The 17,385-nt window shown below is 55.9% G+C and carries 16 protein-coding genes; 10 read left to right on the forward strand and 6 right to left on the reverse strand.

Annotated elements, in window-relative coordinates:
- Positions 1–29: 29 nt before the first annotated feature.
- The gene (gene ilvC / locus PEL01S_RS28180; RefSeq protein WP_063185729.1) at positions 30–1,022 is read left to right on the forward strand and encodes a ketol-acid reductoisomerase; all 993 of its coding nucleotides are present in this window, start codon (positions 30–32) and stop codon (positions 1,020–1,022) included.
- A gap of 159 nt (positions 1,023–1,181) precedes the next feature.
- Entirely contained in the window at positions 1,182–2,729 is a 1,548-nt protein-coding gene (locus PEL01S_RS28185) for a 2-isopropylmalate synthase (RefSeq protein WP_063185731.1), read from the forward strand.
- 83 nt (positions 2,730–2,812) lie between these two features.
- On the opposite strand, the gene PEL01S_RS28190 is transcribed toward PEL01S_RS28185, so the two are convergent.
- Positions 2,813–4,003, reverse strand: a complete 1,191-nt coding sequence (locus PEL01S_RS28190; protein WP_127462627.1) for an aminotransferase-like domain-containing protein — start codon at positions 4,001–4,003, stop codon at positions 2,813–2,815.
- Positions 4,004–4,194: 191 nt separating this feature from the next.
- Between PEL01S_RS28190 and PEL01S_RS28195 the strand changes: the two genes are divergently transcribed.
- Both PEL01S_RS28195 and PEL01S_RS28200 read left to right on the forward strand, forming a co-directional pair.
- Entirely contained in the window at positions 4,195–5,016 is an 822-nt protein-coding gene (locus PEL01S_RS28195) for an AraC family transcriptional regulator (RefSeq protein ID WP_127462628.1), read from the forward strand.
- 129 nt (positions 5,017–5,145) lie between these two features.
- Positions 5,146–6,045, forward strand: coding sequence for a hypothetical protein (locus tag PEL01S_RS28200; RefSeq protein ID WP_127462629.1), 900 nt, complete (start codon positions 5,146–5,148; stop codon positions 6,043–6,045).
- A 196-nt stretch (positions 6,046–6,241) separates the two neighbouring features.
- Here the strand turns inward: PEL01S_RS28200 and PEL01S_RS28205 are convergent, their stop codons facing one another.
- Together PEL01S_RS28205 and PEL01S_RS28210 are read right to left on the reverse strand one after the other, a co-directional pair.
- Positions 6,242–6,460: a helix-turn-helix domain-containing protein gene (locus tag PEL01S_RS28205; RefSeq protein WP_127462630.1), complete on the reverse strand. Its 219-nt coding sequence runs from the start codon at positions 6,458–6,460 to the stop codon at positions 6,242–6,244.
- 19 nt (positions 6,461–6,479) lie between these two features.
- Positions 6,480–7,052 carry a DUF2975 domain-containing protein gene (locus PEL01S_RS28210; RefSeq protein WP_127462631.1) on the reverse strand — a complete coding sequence of 191 codons (573 nt, stop codon included), beginning with the start codon at positions 7,050–7,052 and terminating at the stop codon, positions 6,480–6,482.
- Positions 7,053–7,255: 203 nt separating this feature from the next.
- Between PEL01S_RS28210 and PEL01S_RS28215 the strand changes: the two genes are divergently transcribed.
- The 6 genes from PEL01S_RS28215 to PEL01S_RS28240 all read left to right on the forward strand — a co-directional run bounded on the left by PEL01S_RS28215 (position 7,256) and on the right by PEL01S_RS28240 (position 12,426).
- Positions 7,256–7,750 (forward strand): PH domain-containing protein, encoded by a 495-nt coding sequence (locus PEL01S_RS28215; protein ID WP_127462632.1) that lies wholly within the window; start codon positions 7,256–7,258, stop codon positions 7,748–7,750.
- Complete coding sequence (locus PEL01S_RS28220; RefSeq protein ID WP_127462633.1) at positions 7,747–9,246, forward strand: PH domain-containing protein; 1,500 nt, start codon at positions 7,747–7,749, stop codon at positions 9,244–9,246. The genes PEL01S_RS28215 and PEL01S_RS28220 overlap by 4 nt, the downstream gene beginning before the upstream one ends.
- A gap of 189 nt (positions 9,247–9,435) precedes the next feature.
- A complete protein-coding gene (leuB, locus tag PEL01S_RS28225; RefSeq protein WP_010499563.1) occupies positions 9,436–10,515 on the forward strand; it encodes a 3-isopropylmalate dehydrogenase in 1,080 nt (359 codons plus the stop codon).
- Positions 10,516–10,745: 230 nt separating this feature from the next.
- The gene (locus PEL01S_RS28230) at positions 10,746–11,294 is read left to right on the forward strand and encodes a peroxiredoxin (protein WP_010499564.1); all 549 of its coding nucleotides are present in this window, start codon (positions 10,746–10,748) and stop codon (positions 11,292–11,294) included.
- A 96-nt stretch (positions 11,295–11,390) separates the two neighbouring features.
- The gene (gene gcvH / locus PEL01S_RS28235; RefSeq protein WP_010499566.1) at positions 11,391–11,774 is read left to right on the forward strand and encodes a glycine cleavage system protein GcvH; all 384 of its coding nucleotides are present in this window, start codon (positions 11,391–11,393) and stop codon (positions 11,772–11,774) included.
- A gap of 145 nt (positions 11,775–11,919) precedes the next feature.
- On the forward strand, positions 11,920–12,426 hold the full coding sequence (locus PEL01S_RS28240; RefSeq protein ID WP_127462634.1) for a DUF1572 family protein: 507 nt from the start codon (positions 11,920–11,922) through the stop codon (positions 12,424–12,426).
- Positions 12,427–12,514: 88 nt separating this feature from the next.
- Here the strand turns inward: PEL01S_RS28240 and PEL01S_RS28245 are convergent, their stop codons facing one another.
- From PEL01S_RS28245 to PEL01S_RS28255, 3 genes are all read right to left on the reverse strand, one after another.
- Entirely contained in the window at positions 12,515–14,491 is a 1,977-nt protein-coding gene (locus PEL01S_RS28245) for a glycoside hydrolase family 15 protein (protein ID WP_174807023.1), read from the reverse strand.
- Between the two features lie 167 nt (positions 14,492–14,658).
- The gene (locus tag PEL01S_RS28250; protein WP_063185748.1) at positions 14,659–14,871 is read right to left on the reverse strand and encodes a KTSC domain-containing protein; all 213 of its coding nucleotides are present in this window, start codon (positions 14,869–14,871) and stop codon (positions 14,659–14,661) included.
- Between the two features lie 69 nt (positions 14,872–14,940).
- Positions 14,941–17,337, reverse strand: coding sequence for a sugar phosphate nucleotidyltransferase (locus tag PEL01S_RS28255; protein ID WP_127462635.1), 2,397 nt, complete (start codon positions 17,335–17,337; stop codon positions 14,941–14,943).
- Positions 17,338–17,385: the final 48 nt, after the last annotated feature.

Here is a 17,385-nt window from a genome sequence, read left to right on the forward strand (position 1 = left end):
GTTTTAATTCAAAGGAGGAGCTATTATCCATGGCAGTTACGATGTACTATGAAAAAGACGCTGATTTGAACGTATTGAGAGGGAAAACGATTGCCATCATCGGCTACGGCAGCCAAGGCCACGCCCAAGCGCAAAACCTGCGCGACAGCGGCTTGAAAGTCATCATCGGACTTCGTCAAGGCCGTTCCTTCGAGCAAGCGAAAAACGACGGTTTCGAAGTTTACTCCGTAGCGGAAGCAACTAAGCTTGCCGACGTCGTACAGCTTCTGATGCCGGACGAAACCCAAGCGAGCGTATACAAAAACGAAATCGAACCGAACCTGAAGCATGGCGCAGCTATCATGTTCTCCCACGGCTTCAACGTTCATTTCGGCCAAATTCAACCGTCCGCGGACAAAGACGTATTCCTTGTCGCTCCGAAATCGCCGGGCCACATGGTTCGCCGCGTGTACGTCGAAGGCTTCGGGGTTCCCGGCCTGATTGCGGTTGAGCAAGATGCAAGCGGTCAAGCGAAAGCCATCGGCTTGGCGTATGCCAAAGGGATCGGCTGCACACGTGCGGGCGTCATCGAAACCTCGTTCCGCGAAGAAACCGAAACCGACCTGTTCGGCGAGCAAGCCGTTCTGTGCGGCGGAGCTTCTGCACTTGTTAAAGCAGGCTTCGAAACGCTGGTGGAAGCAGGCTACGCGCCGGAAATGGCTTACTTCGAGTGCTTGCACGAGCTGAAGCTGATCGTTGACCTGATGTACGAAGGCGGTCTCGCGACAATGAGACATTCCATCTCCAACACGGCGGAGTATGGCGACTATGTCACAGGTCCTCGCATCATTACGGAAGAAACGAAGAAAGAAATGAAACGCGTCCTGTCCGACATCCAACAAGGCAAATTCGCCCGCGACTTCATTTTGGAGAACCAATCGGGCCGTGCGTTCCTGACAGCTACCCGCCGTCTGGAAGCCGAGCATCCGATCGAGCAAGTCGGTTCCCAGCTGCGCGAATTGATGCACTGGATCAAGAAGTAATTCGGCAGACGATTTCAGCCTATAACGGAGAAGTGGTTTAAGGTCGGTTTGAAGCGGCGCAGGGAAATGGACAATAAGAGATCCGATCCCTGCCCGTTTCGGATCGCACCTTTTTCTGCTTTAATGCAAGTCAATTCCAAAGGAGGCGCAGCCAAAACCATGAGAAAAATTTATATTTTCGATACGACGCTTCGTGACGGCGAGCAGTCGCCGGGCGTCAACCTGAACATGCAGGAAAAAGTCGAGATTGCGCTGCAGCTCGAGAAGCTCGGCGTCGACCGGATGGAAGCCGGCTTCCCGGCGGCCTCTCCCGGAGACTTGGCGGGCGTCAGCGCTGTAGCCCGCGCCGTGAAAAATGCCTCGGTTATCGCCCTGTCGCGTTCCCGCGAGCAGGATATCGAGGCGGCCCGCGAAGCGCTGAAGGATGCGCAGGACCCGTGTCTGCATTTGTTCCTCGCGACCTCGCCGATCCACCGCCAGCACAAGCTGCGGATGGAAAAGCATCAAGTGCTCGAAACGGCGGAAGCGGCGATCCGTTACGCGAAGAAATACTTCAGCAAAATCGAGTTCTCGCCGGAGGATGCCGGCCGCACCGAGCTTGATTTTCTGTGCGAAGTGACGGAGATGGCGATCCGCGCCGGCGCGACGGTCGTGAACATCCCGGATACGGTCGGCTATATGACGCCTTATGAATACGGTAACATTTTCAAGACGTTGAAAGAGAACGTGCCGGGCATCGAGAAAATTCAGCTCAGCGCGCACTGTCACGACGATTTGGGTATGGCGACGGCGAATGCGCTGGCGGCGATTCTGAACGGAGCGGACCAGATCGAAGGGACGATCAACGGCATCGGCGAACGCGCCGGCAATACGTCGATCGAAGAAGTGGCGATGGCGCTTGAGACGCGTCAGGAGTTTTTCCAAGCGAAGACGACGCTCACGCTGTCCGAGATTGCTCGCACGAGCCGTTTGGTCAGCAAGCTAACTGGTATGGTCGTGCCGGGCAACAAGGCGATTGTCGGCGCCAATGCGTTCGCGCACGAATCCGGTATCCATCAGGACGGCATGCTGAAGGAAAAGACGACGTACGAGATTATGTCGCCGGAGACGATCGGGCTCAAGGAAAGCAAGCTGGTGCTCGGCAAGCACTCCGGACGCCATGCGTTCCGCGAGAAGCTGGTCGACCTCGGCTACAACCTCGACGACGAGCATGTGAATGCCGCGTTCGCCAAGTTCAAAGACTTGGCCGACAAGAAGAAGAGCGTCACGGACGAGGACATTGTCGCGCTGCTCGAGGAGAAGCTGATCGAAACGCCGGAAATGTTCTCGCTGGAGACGATTCAAGTAACGTACGGCAATCAATCGACCCCGACCGCCACCGTGCGGATCAAGCTGTTGGAAGGCGGTTACCTGGACGAAGCGGCCGTCGGCAACGGCTCCGTCGATGCGATCTACAAAGCGATCGACAAGGCGACCAAGGAAGAAGTCGAGCTCGACGACTATTCGATCCAATCGGTTACGCACGGCAAGGATGCTCTCGGCGAGGTGCATGTGGTGCTGAAGCAGGGCGATTACGCCGTGCTCGGCCGTGGCGTTAGCACGGACATTCTCGAAGCAAGCGCCCGTGCGTATGTGGACGCGATCAACCGCTTGATCGACAAGCGCAAAAGCCCGGCTCGCAGCCGCGATAATGTGACGTTGATTTAGCATTTTCTATAAGGTTGGGAAATGAAATAGGCGATAGCATCCGGAGTACCGGGAATGCTATCGCCTATATTATTTAACGGGATTTACTTCTCAACGCGCCGCAGGGCGCGATCCAACCGGTCGAACGCACGGACCATGTCCTCGCTGTCCGTGTGGGTGAAGTTCAGCCGCATCGTGTTCGTCTGCGGCTCGTTCGCGAAGAAGCTGATGCCCGGGACGAAAGCGACGCCTTCTTCGACAGCCAGCTTAAGCAGCTCCTGCGAGTTGATATGCTCGGGCATTTCCACCCAGACGAACATGCCGCCTTTCGGCTCGATCCACTGCACGCCGTCCCAGTTTTTCGCCTTCATCAGGTCGATCATCTGCCGCATCCGCGTCTCGTAAGCCGTTCGGATCTGGTCGATATGGCCGTATAAATCGAAATGCTCGAACAGCTGATGCAGCGCCTGTTGATCCATCGTGCTGGAGTGTAAGTCGGCCGCCTGCTTGGCGCGGGTCATATGACGGATCACCTGCTCGTCGCCGATGACCCAGCCCGTGCGCAGTGCCGGAGCAACGATTTTGGAGAACGTGCTGGTGTAAACCACCGCGCCGCCGTTGGCTTCCTGCTCCAACGAGAAAATCGACGGCATCGGCTCGCCGCCGCCGAAGCGCAGCTCGCCGTACGGGTCGTCTTCCAAAATTAGCACGTCGTTGCTTTTGCACAGGTTCAGCGTGCTTTGGCGGCGCTCCAGGCTCCACGATTTCCCCGTCGGGTTGGAGAAGGTCGGGATGACGTAAACGAGCTTCGGACGGTGCTGCTTGATTTTACGCTCCAGATCCTCGGGGATCATGCCGTCCGCGTCGCAGTCGACGGAGACAAGCTTCGCCTGGCGGGATTGGAATACTTGAATGGCAGCGAGGTAAGTCGGCCGCTCAACGAGAATGACATCGCCCGGATCGATATAGACGCGGGTGAGCAGGTCGATCGCCTGCTGCGATCCTGTCGTCAGCAGCATGTTGTCGACGCCGGCGCGGATGCCTTTGCGTTCCAGATGCTTCGAGATGTTCTCGCGCAGCGGCGTATAGCCTTCGGTCAAGCCGTACTGCAGTACGCCCTTGCCCTGCTTGAACACGCGATCGAACGCTTCGCTGACCGCTTCTACCGGAAAAAACTGCTCGTTCGGCAAGCCGCCGGCGAGTGAAATGATCGAACGGCCCTGGGTCAATTTCAAGATCTCGCGCACGGCCGACGATTCGAAGGCTTTGGTTGTATCGGAAAAACGGTATTTCATCGGTTAAGGCTCCTTTGACGAAAAGAAGTGAGTGTTGCTTCAACGTAATAAATTTAATTGTAAACCTATCCGGGGGAGATGACAACTGACGCCAAAAGCCGACAGCAGCCGTTCGCATACTGCCAAGGCGTCCAAACGATCGGTGTGGTAAACTATTCGTATCAGCACGAAGATGGAAGGGGCCGGACGATGTGGAATCTTACCTGATGTTTGAACCGACGCAGGGGGCGCGCACCCCGGATCATTACGCGGAATACAAGCCATGTCCCGCGCTTAAGGCGTATGTATCGTGCTATTGGAGCTCCCGGGCGGATGGAACGGGACTATGCGAGCCTGCGGTCACCGTTGTTCCGGACGGTTGTACGGATTTGATTTTCGAATGGGAAGCCGAGGGTGGGGGAGACGTTTCTATCCGTTATTGCGGAGCGTTTGAGCTTCCCTTCAGCCCAGGGCCGAAGCGCGAGGGCGCGTCGGAAACGTTCGCGGTGCGTTTTTTTCCGGGAGGAGCGTATCCTTTTATAGGAGTGCCGCTCGGCGAGTTTAAAAATGCGCTGTTTCGGGGCACGGACGTATGGGGAAAAGCGGCTGCGGAGCTCGGGGAGCAGCTGAGGCTTGCCGCAGGGACGGCGGAACGGATCGTCCATGTCGAAACGGCGCTGCTCCGCCTGCTGGCGGCTGCGGATAGCGGCCGATTTGAAGCGCCGCCGGCATTACAGGAGGCGATGGTGCGTATTTTTGCAGCCAGGGGGACGGTTAGCGTCCAGCAATTGGCTCAGTCGGGCAATATTAGCGCAAGGCAGCTGCAGCGGCTGTTCGACGGCCGGATCGGGCTAGGGCCGAAAACGTTTTGCGGCATTGTCCGGTTTCAAAATATACTTCGCGATGCGGAAAGGCATCCCAAGCTTTCTTGGCAGGAAATTGCCGGGGCTTACGGATACTGCGATCAAGCGCATTTTATTCGTGACTTCAAGCGCTTTTACGGCGAGCTGCCTTCCTCGTTGATGATGTCCTAGCAAGTAGTCAAGTCATCATGTACGCACGGGGTTCGTTCCCATGCAGCATGTCCGATTTGTTCAATACAAGCCGCTTAAGGCCGGTTACACTAGTATACGGAAATTGAACATCTAGGAGGCGTGTGGGCGATGGAATTCAATAGAGCCGCTGCGGCGGCGGAAGAACGGGCCAAGCATTACCTGCAAACGAAAGCGCGACCGTTGGAGAAGGCGATGTATGAATACGAGTTCGAGGGAGGACGCGCGGAGGACGTAGTCCGGGCGCTGGAACCCTATCAGAACGAAGACGGCGGCTTCGGGCATGGACTGGAGCCGGATATTCGCTGCGAGGCGTCCTCGACAATCGCCACGACCGTAGCGCTGCAAACGCTGTCCCTGCTTCCCTGGGAGTCAGGCAGGGAGATGACGAGAAAAGCGTTGCGTTACTTCGCGGAAACGTACGACCCTGCGATTTCGGGCTGGGACAAGGTGCCGCCGGAGGTCGAGCAGTCCCCTCGGGCCCCGTGGTGGGATTACAGCAAGGCGAATCCGTACTGGGGCAATCCGAGCGCGGAAATCGCGGGCTATTTTACTCAGTTCCGGGAATTACCGGAGGCGGAAGGCTGGGCGTATAAGCTGGCGGAGCTTGCCGTCGATAAGCTGTGCTCGGAATCGTCGCTGGACGAATTCCATGAGCTGTTGTGCTACTTGCGCCTGTCCGAGCGGCTTGCGGGCGAGCAGCGGGCACGGATCGCCGATCGGCTCGACACGATGATCGGCCGTTGTGTCACAGTCGATCCGTCACAGTGGAGCGGGTACGGGCTGCATCCGGTTCAAGTGGCGACAACGCGGCAGTCTCCATACTACAAGCGGTATAAGGAAATCATACCGGCCAATCTGGAGTTCATCGTCCGGGGGCAGACGGAGGAGGGAGCATGGGAACCGGCGTGGGCTTGGGGGCAGTACGAAGACGTTTGGCCGATTGCCAAAGAAGCGTGGAAAAGCGTGCTGACGCTGGGCAATTTGCGGCTGCTGCGGGATTTGCGATAGAGCGGGTTACCCGGCGGAAGCAACGCAGTCACCACCCGCCTTTCCCGGCGCGTGTGTTGCGATTGCGGTGCCGCACGGCGGGTGGCGGACCCCATGGTTGCAGTCTTTGGAACGGATCATGCCGTTGTAGTTTAATATTCAAACAAAAAGGAACCCCGTATAAGGTTCTTTTTTGTTCTATTCCGAATGATAAGCGCTAGTCTTGATTCTCGGGCTCGTCGATATATTCCATTAAGTCGCCGGGCTGGCAGTTTAAAGCTTTGCACAACGCATCAAGCGTTGTGAAGCGAATGGCTTTTCCGTTTTCGTTTTTTAAGATCGACAAATTCGCCGGGGTGATGCCGACCAGTTCGGAGAGCCGGTTTAACGACATTTTACGCTCCGCCATCACGACATCCAGTTTGATTCTTATCATTTTATCGCCTACTTCGCAGTTAAATTGTTTGGCTATTTTCCTCCACTGCATGTACCGCAATTTTTAAAGCCCAAGAGATCAACAGGAGCACGATCCCGCCGGTTATCGTATCGACATAGGACAGGTTGGAAAGCGAAATTTGCGCATTGGAAACCATTAAGGCCGCAAGCGCCTTCGATAACAGAAGGCCATCGGTATACGTATAGGCCGACCCCGTAACAATGATCGTCAGCCCTAATTTGAAAACAATCGACACGTTCTCATACGAAAAAAGACTGTCTTCATATATATTGTTCAGGAGCTTGCGCATAAACCATAAGAATAAGAGCATGAACAAGAGCATGCACGTCGTGGAAATGAACGATAGTTGAACAAAGGACGGATTGCTATAAAGCTCCGGCTGCTGATAAAAGTTGAGATCAATATAACTAAATAAAGGCTGGAAGTCTCCAAAGGACCGGGTGAGATCGCTATCCGGGCTCCACAGACGTAAGGAATGTTCCCCTAACGCAAATATCCCTATCAATACGACAAAGTAAAAACAAATGAGACACAGGATCGCGCCTATTTTAAAGACGATTTTTGATTTCATGAAGGATAACTCCTTTATAGCAGAAATGTAGTAACGAGACGGACAAAAGGCCGCTTCTGTTCATTAATCTACCATATCGTTTTATCCAAAACAATAAAAATTTATCGTTTTTCGATAAGAATTTATTGATTAAGATGATGAAAGCTGCTAAGGTTAAAATCAGAAACATGAACATGGCAGTATGGAGCTATAGGGGTGAAATTATGTTTTCTCCAATTGGCGCGCCTCAAAGACGGTTGTCCAAGGATGCGGTCAAAGTATGGATCATCAGTGAAACGATTTCGAATGTGATCGGCTTTGTCGCGCTTGGGGTTTTGCTCTATTTGGACTATCGTTACGCATGGAAAGAGTGGATCGGCTGGATTCTTATCGGTCTTGCCGTCATTTCCGTGCCGTCTGCGATCTGGTCTTTCTATAGACCGTTTTTGCTCTATAATAACTGGCGCTACGATATGAATGAAGAGTTTTTGCAGCTGAAATCGGGCGCGTTAAACGAAGAGCATCGGCTCGTCCCGATGACCAAAATTCAGTCGGTCGCTACGAAGCAAGGACCGCTTCTACGAAAGTACGGCCTCTGCTCGGTCTCAATCAAAACGATGGGATCGACGCATGCCATACCTGCTCTGCCTAAAGAGGTCGCGATTGAGTTAAGGGATCAAATTGCCCATTTCGCCAAACTAAAGGAAGTGGAGTCATGACCGAAGAGAGACGGCATCATCCGCTGACGATGGTTTGGAAATTGTGGAAGTTGGCCAAATTCTCGTTTGTCATCGCCATGTATTTGTTCGTGATCAAATTCGGTGCGGATTCGACTTTCCTTAAGTATGGGAGGATCGCTTTTTTTCTTTTTGTCGGGGTCGCTGTTCTCGTCATACTATTTCAGTGGCTGACGCATAAATACAAGCTCGACGATGCTTCGTTTCATCTCTATGATGGGGTGTTCACCAAGTCCGTACGAACGATTCCTTTTGCCAAAATTCAAAACGTCAACCGTCACACGACCTTATTCCATCGGCTGTTTAATATGACTTCCATCCGATTTGAAACAGGGCTCACCGGTGAAGAGGCTGCTGTCGAATTCGAGGTCATCTCTTTAGCGGAAGCCGATAATATTGAAAAGCATGTGGCAAGCCCGGTGACGGGCGGGCTGATGACAGTACAGGACGGTGAAGCTGCCGCGGAGTCGCATGCCGAAGCGGTGAAACCGCAGCGGACCGTTCATTTTAAGCCGACAAGAAAGGATATTGTAAGAGCTTCCTTTACTTCCTTAAGCTTTCTGCTCCTTATTCCTTTGCTCGGTTCCGCCTATTCCAAAATCGATCAATTCTTTCATGTGAAGCAAGAGGCGAAAGGCTTGTTTTCCGTCATTATGGACTCCTGGTGGATTGCCGCAATTCTGATCGTTGTGCTCACCGTAGTCTCCGTCGCTTTCGGAATCGTCAGAACCTTTGTGAAGTATGGGAAATACGAGATTTCTTCCGATCCCGAGCGGATTTACATCACAAAAGGCCTGGTCGACGAAACGGTATTTTCCATAGCCAAGCAAAGGGTGCAGGCGGTTGAAATTACACAGTCTGTGCTGAAACGCTTGCTAGGACTCGCCGAAGTGAAGCTGACCAGCGCAGGAGGGCTTGGCGACGGGGAAGACAAGCTCGAAATCAGCTCGCTGTATCCTTTTTTGCCTGTTCAGCGCGCCTATGGGATGATCTCGGAAATACTGCCGGCTTATGAAGTGACCCGCGAGATGAACCGGCTTCCCGCGAAATCGTTATGGGTACGCATGCTAAAACCAAGCTGGCTTTGGATTGTAGCGACGGCCGCTTTATTTTATTTCAAGCCGCGGTTGTTAGGATTCGAGCAGACTTGGTGGGTTTTATCCGGCGTTTTGCTGATCTGGATCTTCGTATCCAGATGGCTTGATTTCGCCAATACGCGGTACGTCTTGAAGGATAACTTCATTCAGTTCAGAACGGGAAGTCTGACAACGGCATTATTCATATCGAAGCGGGAGAAAATTATTGAAGTGAACGTGACCCGCAGTCTATTTCAAAAATGGCTGGGGCTCGCGTCCGTCGGGACCATGAACCGGGCCAAGCCGGTACGTCGCGCCGGGATCGACGATGCGCCGGTCGAACTGGCCGAGTCGTTCGTCAAGTGGTATATGGGACGCCGCAAAGAGGTCAAAATGGAATAGAAGGGCGCTGGTGTGTCCGATTTGGAGCGCATCCCTCCTTCCAGCTCTGGAGAAGGTCCGGGAAGGCCGGTTATCGGCATGTCGTTGGTTATAGGTTTTGTCTATCAAATTTATTCGATTTATGTCTTGGCGCAAAGACGCACAAATGTGCTACAAAAGAGATAACGAATTTATTTAGGAGTGAAACCAATGGCAGACGTGAAGAAAATTGCCGTTATCGCCGGGGACGGCATCGGTCCCGAGGTTGTAGCGGAAGCGATTAAAGTCATGAAAAAAACCGAGGACGTGTTCGGCTACCGTTTTGAATTCGAGCACGGTTTGTTCGGCGGCATCGCCATTGACGAGAAAGGAACGCCGTTGCCGGAGGATACGCTAGCGATTTGTAAGAAATCGGACGCTGTCCTGCTCGGAGCCGTCGGCGGCCCGAAATGGGACAACAATCCGAAGGAGCTCCGTCCGGAAACAGGGCTGCTCGGCATCCGCAAGGCGCTCGGCTTGTTCTCCAACATTCGTCCGGCTAACGTATTCGATTGCTTGAAGGAAGCTTCCACGCTGAAGCCGGAAGTACTTGAAGGCACGGACCTGATCGTCGTACGCGAGCTGACCGGGGGGATTTACTTCGGAGAGAAATTCCGCCGCGAGGGTGCAAATGGAGAAGAAGCGGTCGATACGTGCGTATACAACGTCACGGAAGTGGAGCGCATCGTGCGCCAAGCGTTCGAGATCGCCCGCACCCGCCGCAAGAAGCTGGCGTCCGTCGATAAAGCGAACGTGCTGGAAACGTCCCGCCTGTGGAGAGAAACGGTCAACCGGATCGCGCCGGATTATCCGGACGTCGAGCTGGAGCACGTGCTGGTAGACAACTGCGCGATGCAGCTTCTGCGCCGCCCGTCCAGCTTCGACGTCATCGTGACGGAGAACATGTTCGGCGACATTCTGAGCGACGAAGCGGCGATGCTGACAGGGTCGATCGGCATGCTGTCCTCCGCCTCCCTGGGCGAAGGGGCGTTCGGCCTGTACGAGCCGGTGCACGGCTCCGCGCCGGACATTGCGGGCCAAGGCATCGCGAATCCGATCGCGACGATCTTGTCCGTAGCGCTGATGTACCGCCTGACGTTCGGCTACCATGACGCCGCCGAAGCGATCGAGCGCGCCGTGAAGGAAGTGCTGGACGCGGGTCACCGTACCGGAGACATTGCCGTCGACAAGAGCAAGGCTATCGGCACGACCGCAATGGGCGAGCTGATCGTTAACGCCATCCGCAAATAAGGCTCGAACCGAATAGCAAGACCGGAAAGCAAGAAAAACTCTTGAGGAATTCCGATTTCTTAAGAGTTTTTTCTGTTTTCTGCAGCGCAGTTTGGGTTTGGATTATCTCAGATTAGAATTATTATAAAAAAGTAATTAGTTTAATCTTGACTTCATTGGGCTCCAAATGATACGATTTATATCGTGAAAACCGTGATCAATTAACCAATTTAAGGGAGGATTTTTGGAACATGGCAGAACGTTTGGTAGGTAAACCGGCACCCGATTTTACAATGGACACCGCCCTTGGGAACGGACAAGAGTTCGGCAAAGTATCGTTGTCCGATTACAAAGGCAAGTGGCTCGTATTGTTCTTCTATCCGCTGGACTTCACTTTCGTGTGCCCGACGGAAATTACGGCTATCAGCGAAGCCGCTTCGCAATTTAAAGCGATCAATGCCGAAATCCTCGGCGTATCCATCGATAGCATTCATTCCCACCGCGCTTGGATCAACACGCCGGTAGATCAAAACGGCCTTGGCCAACTGAACTTCCCGCTGGCTGCCGATATTACGAAACAAGTATCGCGCGACTACGGCGTACTGATCGAAGAAGAAGGCATCGCGCTGCGCGGCCTGTTCATCATCAGCCCGGAAGGCGAACTGCAATACCAAGTCGTTCATCACAACAATGTCGGCCGCAGCGTCGAAGAAACGCTTCGCGTTCTCGAAGCTCTGCAATCCGGCGGTCTGTGCCCGATCGGCTGGAAAAAAGGCGACAAGCATCTGGTGGCGAAATAACCGTCTTCATACGTTTCGCAACTCCCCCTCGGCCTGTCTTGCGGCAGGCTAGGGGGTTTTTCACTACTTGGAGTAAAGGGGCTCGGAACCAACGTCATGGAAGTAATCAAAGGGCTCAAATACAGCGAAAATCATGAATGGGTGCGGGTGGAAAACGGGAGAGCCGTGATCGGCCTCACCGATTTTGCCCAAGAGGAGTTTGGGATCATCGTCTTTGTGGAGCTCCCCGAAGAGGGAGACGTCCTTCAGGCCGGCGAGCCGTTCGGCAGCATGGAGTCGGTCAAGACGGTGACGGAGCTGTATGCTCCGGTATCCGGCAAGGTCGTCAGCGTCAATCCGAAGCTGGCGGAAAACCCGGGCGTCATCAACCTGTCCCCGTATGGCCAAGGCTGGATGATCGTCGTCGAAATGAGCGATCCTGCCGAGCTTGACCGGCTGTGGGAAGCGGACAAATACGAACAAACTTACGTGCATGAATAAGCACGGCAGCCTGACTTCGGTCAGGTTTTTTTGCGTCTTCCGCGCTTGTACGGTTTATCGCCCCGATAAAAAAACGGGAATGTACTTTCCGTCCTTGTTCCCGTAAGATGGTGTTGTACCCATTTCGCGGAAAGGGAGGATCATCATGAACCAACCGATTCAACTTGGCGACGAATTTTTGAAAGAATCGATTTCGGCTTTTGAAAGCATGAAGAAGCTGGCTGATGGAACGATGAGCCAACTGGAGGACGCGCACTTTTACGAAACGATCGATCCGGAATCCAACTCGCTGGAACTACTGATCAAGCATATGCATGGAAATATGATTTCGCGCTGGACCGATTTTTTGACGACGGATGGCGAGAAGTCGGACCGCAACCGGGACGGCGAATTCGAAGTCAGCCGGCTCCCTCGGGCCGAGCTGCTGCGGCTGTGGGAGGAAGGCTGGGAGCGGGTGTTTCAGACGCTGCGCTCGCTAACCCCGGAGGATGTGCTGCGCACCGTCTATATCCGCGGCGAAGCGCATACGGTGCTGAAGGCGATTCAGCGCCAGGTTTCCCATTACGGGTACCATGTCGGGCAGATCGTCTTTTTGGGCAAGCACCTGAAAAGCGACCATTGGCAGACGCTGAGCATTCCCCGCAAGCGGTAGCAGAGGCTGTGCAGAACCAAAAGAAACATGCCGTCAGGACGGACTACCCGTCTTGCCGGCATGTTTTTTATTATGAAATCGGTCGGGTTTAGGCTTTGCTTGCGGCCAGCAGCTTTTTATATTTCTCTGTATACTTGACGACGGTCAGTACATAGGTGGCGTGCGACCAGGTGAGTGGGGCAACCGATACCGGCCCGCCGTCGAACGGATCGAGCTGCTCCGGCAATATGCCGCTTTCCATCGCGTGGCTGACAACCCATTCGAGCGTACGCCGCGGCGATTCGAGGTCTTCCAGCGTCTTGGCGCACTCGATCTCCCATTCCGCGATCCATAGTGTGCAGATGATCCATGGATTGCCCGGGACGTTATCGATATCCGACGAACGCTGGAAGTAATAGTCGTGATGGTAACGGGCGACACCGCCGATGTCCGTTTTGATCGTCAGTCCGTCCCGGTTGGCCTTCATCGTGCTGACGACGCGCGGGTCGTCGGCCGGGAGAACGCCGAATTCGAAAATGCCGTAGACGCTGCTCTCCAGCGTCTTGTCCTTCACCCAGACTTCGCCGTCCAGCACGAGTCCCCGCACGAAACGCTGCTCCTCTTCATCCCACAGATGCTTGAGGATGCCGGACTTGATTTTCTCCGCCGTGTGCCGGTACCGGCTGGACCGCTCTTCGTCCCCGAACAGGCTGCAAAAGTTGGCGGCTGCAATGAGGCCGCCGTAGACGGCCGAGGCGGTGAAGGTGAAGATGCCGTACCGCTCCTCCCACAGGTCGTAGCTCGGCTTCGGCAGGCTCAGCTCCTGCTCGATATAGCCGGACATAAAGCGAGCGGCGCGGCGGATCAGCGTTCGGTATAGCGACTGCGGAAGCTCGATGATGCCGTGGCGGACGTAATCCTGCCACAGCGCGAACAGGACGAGCCCGGTCTCGTCCTCCTGAATGGGCAGCTGCATGCTGCTGCCATTGAGGTACGGATGCCAGCTGGAGCCGACCGTTCCGTCGGGATTGTATTTATGATGCAGGTAGCCGTCCGGCGAGAGCGCCTCCGCGCAAAAGTTAAAGAACGGCGTAATCATGCCCTGGTAGCCGGCCATGGTCATCGCGTAAGCGATCAGCGCGCCGTCCCGGGGCCACATATAGCTGTAGTGATCCCGGTTGGACTGCATGATGTCGGAGTCGTTGGCCGCGATAATCGCGCCGTTCACGTCGGTCTGCGTCCGGACGATCAGCAGGCTGTGCTTGTACAACCGCACACAGGCCTCGCTCAGGTTGCCGTAATCGCGTTCCTCCGGCTTATTGACCCAGCGCTGCCAATAGATTTCCACCCGGTCCAGCAGCTTGCCCGGATGGCTTTCTTTGACGTAGTTGTCGAGCTTCTTCACTTCTTCGAGATTTTTGCCCGCACTCATCCAATAATAGAGCGTCTCGTCGCCGTTCGGCGGCACATGCAGCCGGAAGCTGACGGTGCTGTCGACCGAGCCCTGCGCGATCGCATTGCCCATCAGATGGCCGTCCTCCGCATCGCGCCATGTGCCCTCGGCGTTGTAAAATCGTTTGACGCCCGTCGTGTACTGATAAATGCCGTCGGTGCCGGCCAGCCCGTTGAACATGAAGTAGCGGTCTTTTTTATAATGAAAGACGGTATTGTTCTGAGGATAATATGCGGCGGTATCGCCCACCTCGGTCTCGTTGATAACGAGGTCCTGATTGAAGAACATGCGCACTTCGCGCACGGTATCCCAATGATTGTGGACGCGCACCCGTTTCAGATAGACGTCCTCGCGCTGATGCACGCCGTCGTTGATAAGCAAAGTAATCCCGAGATGGTAATGGGAGGCGCGAACTTCGGTGACCAGAGAGTCTTCGATATACGAAAGCTCGAACTTCCATTCCGGGTCGGCCAGCCAAGTAAAAGCGCCGTCCACCCACAGGCCGATGCGGCATTGATAGCCGCCGACATGGTTGAGCTGCCCGACGTAAGGATAATACAAATCGCGCATGTACGTATTACGGTCCAGGTTGATCAAAAACTTGCCGTTTCCGATGACTAAGTGCCTAGGCAATCCACCCACACCCTTCTCGTTCCAGAATGCTTGCTTTCTCTTAAGATACCTTTTTATGCCATGCCGGTCAATCCGTGAAAATGGGTGAAAACGGCTGCCGGCGGCATGTTTGCTTCAATTTGTCGGCCACGGGACCGGAGCGGAGGAAGAGGCAAAGCCCGGCTGCCTCAGGCTTGCGGAGGGCACCAGGCTTTGTCGGATGTCATTTGCATGAGCAAATCGTATGGATTGGGAGACTGGAGCAGCCGCTGGTAATGCTCGGGCAGGACGTCGCAGCACGTATGGGTGTGTCCCGTATGATATTGAATGTGCATCTGCGAAGCTTGGTCGTCATACCGGACAAAAGCAATCTGCTTCGAGCCGATCGGAATGAGCTTCATACGATCATCCTTTCCTTTGGAAGGTCCGGTGAAGCCGGACTTCATTTGGGCATTACTTTATGGCTATGCTCACTGCATCAGGTTTAGAATTTGCTCGCGGTATTCGTGAACGAGCGACAGCGCATGCTCGTCGTGAAGCCCTTGGGCGACGACGCTGAAGGCCGGATCGTCCGAATCGGGAAGCAGCAGCACCCAGCCGCCGTCGTGGTGCACTTTGATGCCGTCGATGAGCTCGACCGGCCGTCCCTTGGCTTCCTGCAGCATCCGGCGCATGATCTCGCCTTTGCGGTCCCACGGGCAGTCGATCCGCTCGCGCCGGACGTAAACGCTCGGCAGGAGCCGCAGCAGCTCGTCAAGCGGCAAGCCGCTGCGGTGCATATTGCGCACGATGAGCCCGGTGGCGAACAAGCCGTCAAATAGCGGATGCAGCGCAAGGTCTGCGGAAACCTCCATGATGCTGCGAATCTGCTGCTTCGTGCGCACGATCCGGGCGCCGAGCCCTTCTGCCAAGCTTTCGAGCAGGTGAGGCGCGCTCACGGGTGCGCCAATGACGGCGGACTTGAAGCTGTGGAAAAACGATACGTACTGCAGCAGCATCAGCCGGTCGCCGGTCACCGTCTCGCCTCCGGACGTGACGAGCGACATGCCGCGGGCGTCGTCGTCGAGCCACAGGCCCAGATCGGCCGAGAGCGCGCGGACATGGTCGGCCAGCCGCCCGCGCTGCACAGCGGCGGGCAAATGCACGGCCTCGCAGCCGAGCGCATCGAGCAGCGGCCGCAGCAGCGCGAAGACGGCCGGGCGCGTGCAGACGACGGCGCGCAGCGGCGGGGGTCTTTCGCCTTCCATCGCCGTGAAGGCGAGCAGGGCCCCGAGATACGATGCCGTCATCGTCTCGTCCGTCCGATAGCTTCCGGGCGATTCCGCCGGGGCCCGGCCGTAATCCTCCTGACGGAAGCCGTTCTCGACCTTGCGCTCCGCCGCTTTGTCGATCGGCAGTCCCTGCCCGTCGTAGCATTCGAGGCAGCCGAGACCGTCGGCGCCAAGCTGCACGTGGATTCCTCCGGCGGTTTGCAGCTCGCGGACGGCGAAGCGGGCCACCGGTGGCAGCACGTCACCGAGATCGACCACGTCGACGCCGACCGATTGCAGGCCGGCGGCCACGGTGCGCTTGATCAGCCGCGCGAATTCGTGGGGCGCCGAGCTGACGGCGAGCCGCTTGCCGGCAGCGAGAGCGGAGCCGTAGGCCGTGGCGAAGCGGGCGGCGAACTCCGGCGTCAGATCAAGATTGGGCGTGCCGGCAACGCCGTAAGCGCTGTACAGCGGCTTGCCCAAGTGTTCGCCCCAAATGAACGAGGAGGTCAGCCGCGTATTTTCGCGGATTTGCTTCTTCGGCCATATTTTCACATGCGGCTCGACAACGGCTTTTGGGCCGATGACGCAGTGGCTCCCGACGACGCTCCCGTCGGCGAACCGCGCGCTTTCCTTGCAGAAGATCCGGCTTCCCAGCGTCGAACCGAGCAGTTCGTTCCGTTCGGCGATATGGTTATGATCCCATAGGATCGTCCGGCCCAGCACGCTTCCTGCGGACAGCACGTTGCCCTGTCCGATGATGCTGTACTCGCCGATCTCCACGCCGTCCCCAATCCGGCAGCCGTCGCCGATAAACGCCGGCCCGATCCATTTGACGTCCGGAGCGGCGGTGACGTTCTCGCCGACGTAAATGCCGGGTCGCAGCTCGGTGCCGCGGATGCGGACGTTCGCCTTGCGGTCGAGCATGTCGAACTGCGTCTGCCGGTATTGCTCCAGCGTGCCGATATCCGACCAGTAGCCGTCCGCGACATAGCCGTATAGCGGCTTTCCATCAGAGAGAAGGCCCGGGAACAGCTGCTGGCTGAAATCGTACGCGATGCCCGGCTCGAAGCGGTCCAGCACCTCGGGTTCGAGAATATAGATCCCCGTATTGACCGTGTCGCTGAACACCTCGCTCCAGCTCGGCTTTTCGAGAAAGCGGACGATGCGCCCGCCGTCGTCGGTCATCACGACGCCGTATTCGAGCGGATGCCGGGCCCGAGTGAGCACAAGCGTGGCGAGCGAACGCTTCTCTTGATGAAACCGGATTGCCTGGGTCAGATCAAAATCGGTCAGCGCATCGCCGCTAATGACGACGAACGGCTCGTCCAGAAACGGGGCGGCGTGCTTGACGCTGCCGGCGGTGCCGAGCGGCACCGTTTCTTCAAAATAATGCAGGCGGACGCCGTGCCGGCTTCCGTCCCCGAAATAATCGCGTATAACGTCCGGCAAATATTGGATTGTGACGGCAATATCCGTAATCCCGTGCGCCTCCAGCAGCTCGATGATGTACTCCATGCAGGGGCGGCCGGCAAGCGGAACCATCGGCTTCGGGAGATGGCAGGTCAACGGGCGAAGCCTAGTCCCTTTGCCTCCGGCCATAATGACGGCTTTCATACACATCCCTCCTTGCGGCGATCTGTCGTGCTGCGAATCTCCGGAGGG

The organism is Paenibacillus elgii NBRC 100335, from assembly GCF_004000865.1.
GTDB classification, from domain to species: Bacteria; Bacillota; Bacilli; order Paenibacillales; family NBRC-103111; genus Paenibacillus_G; species Paenibacillus_G elgii.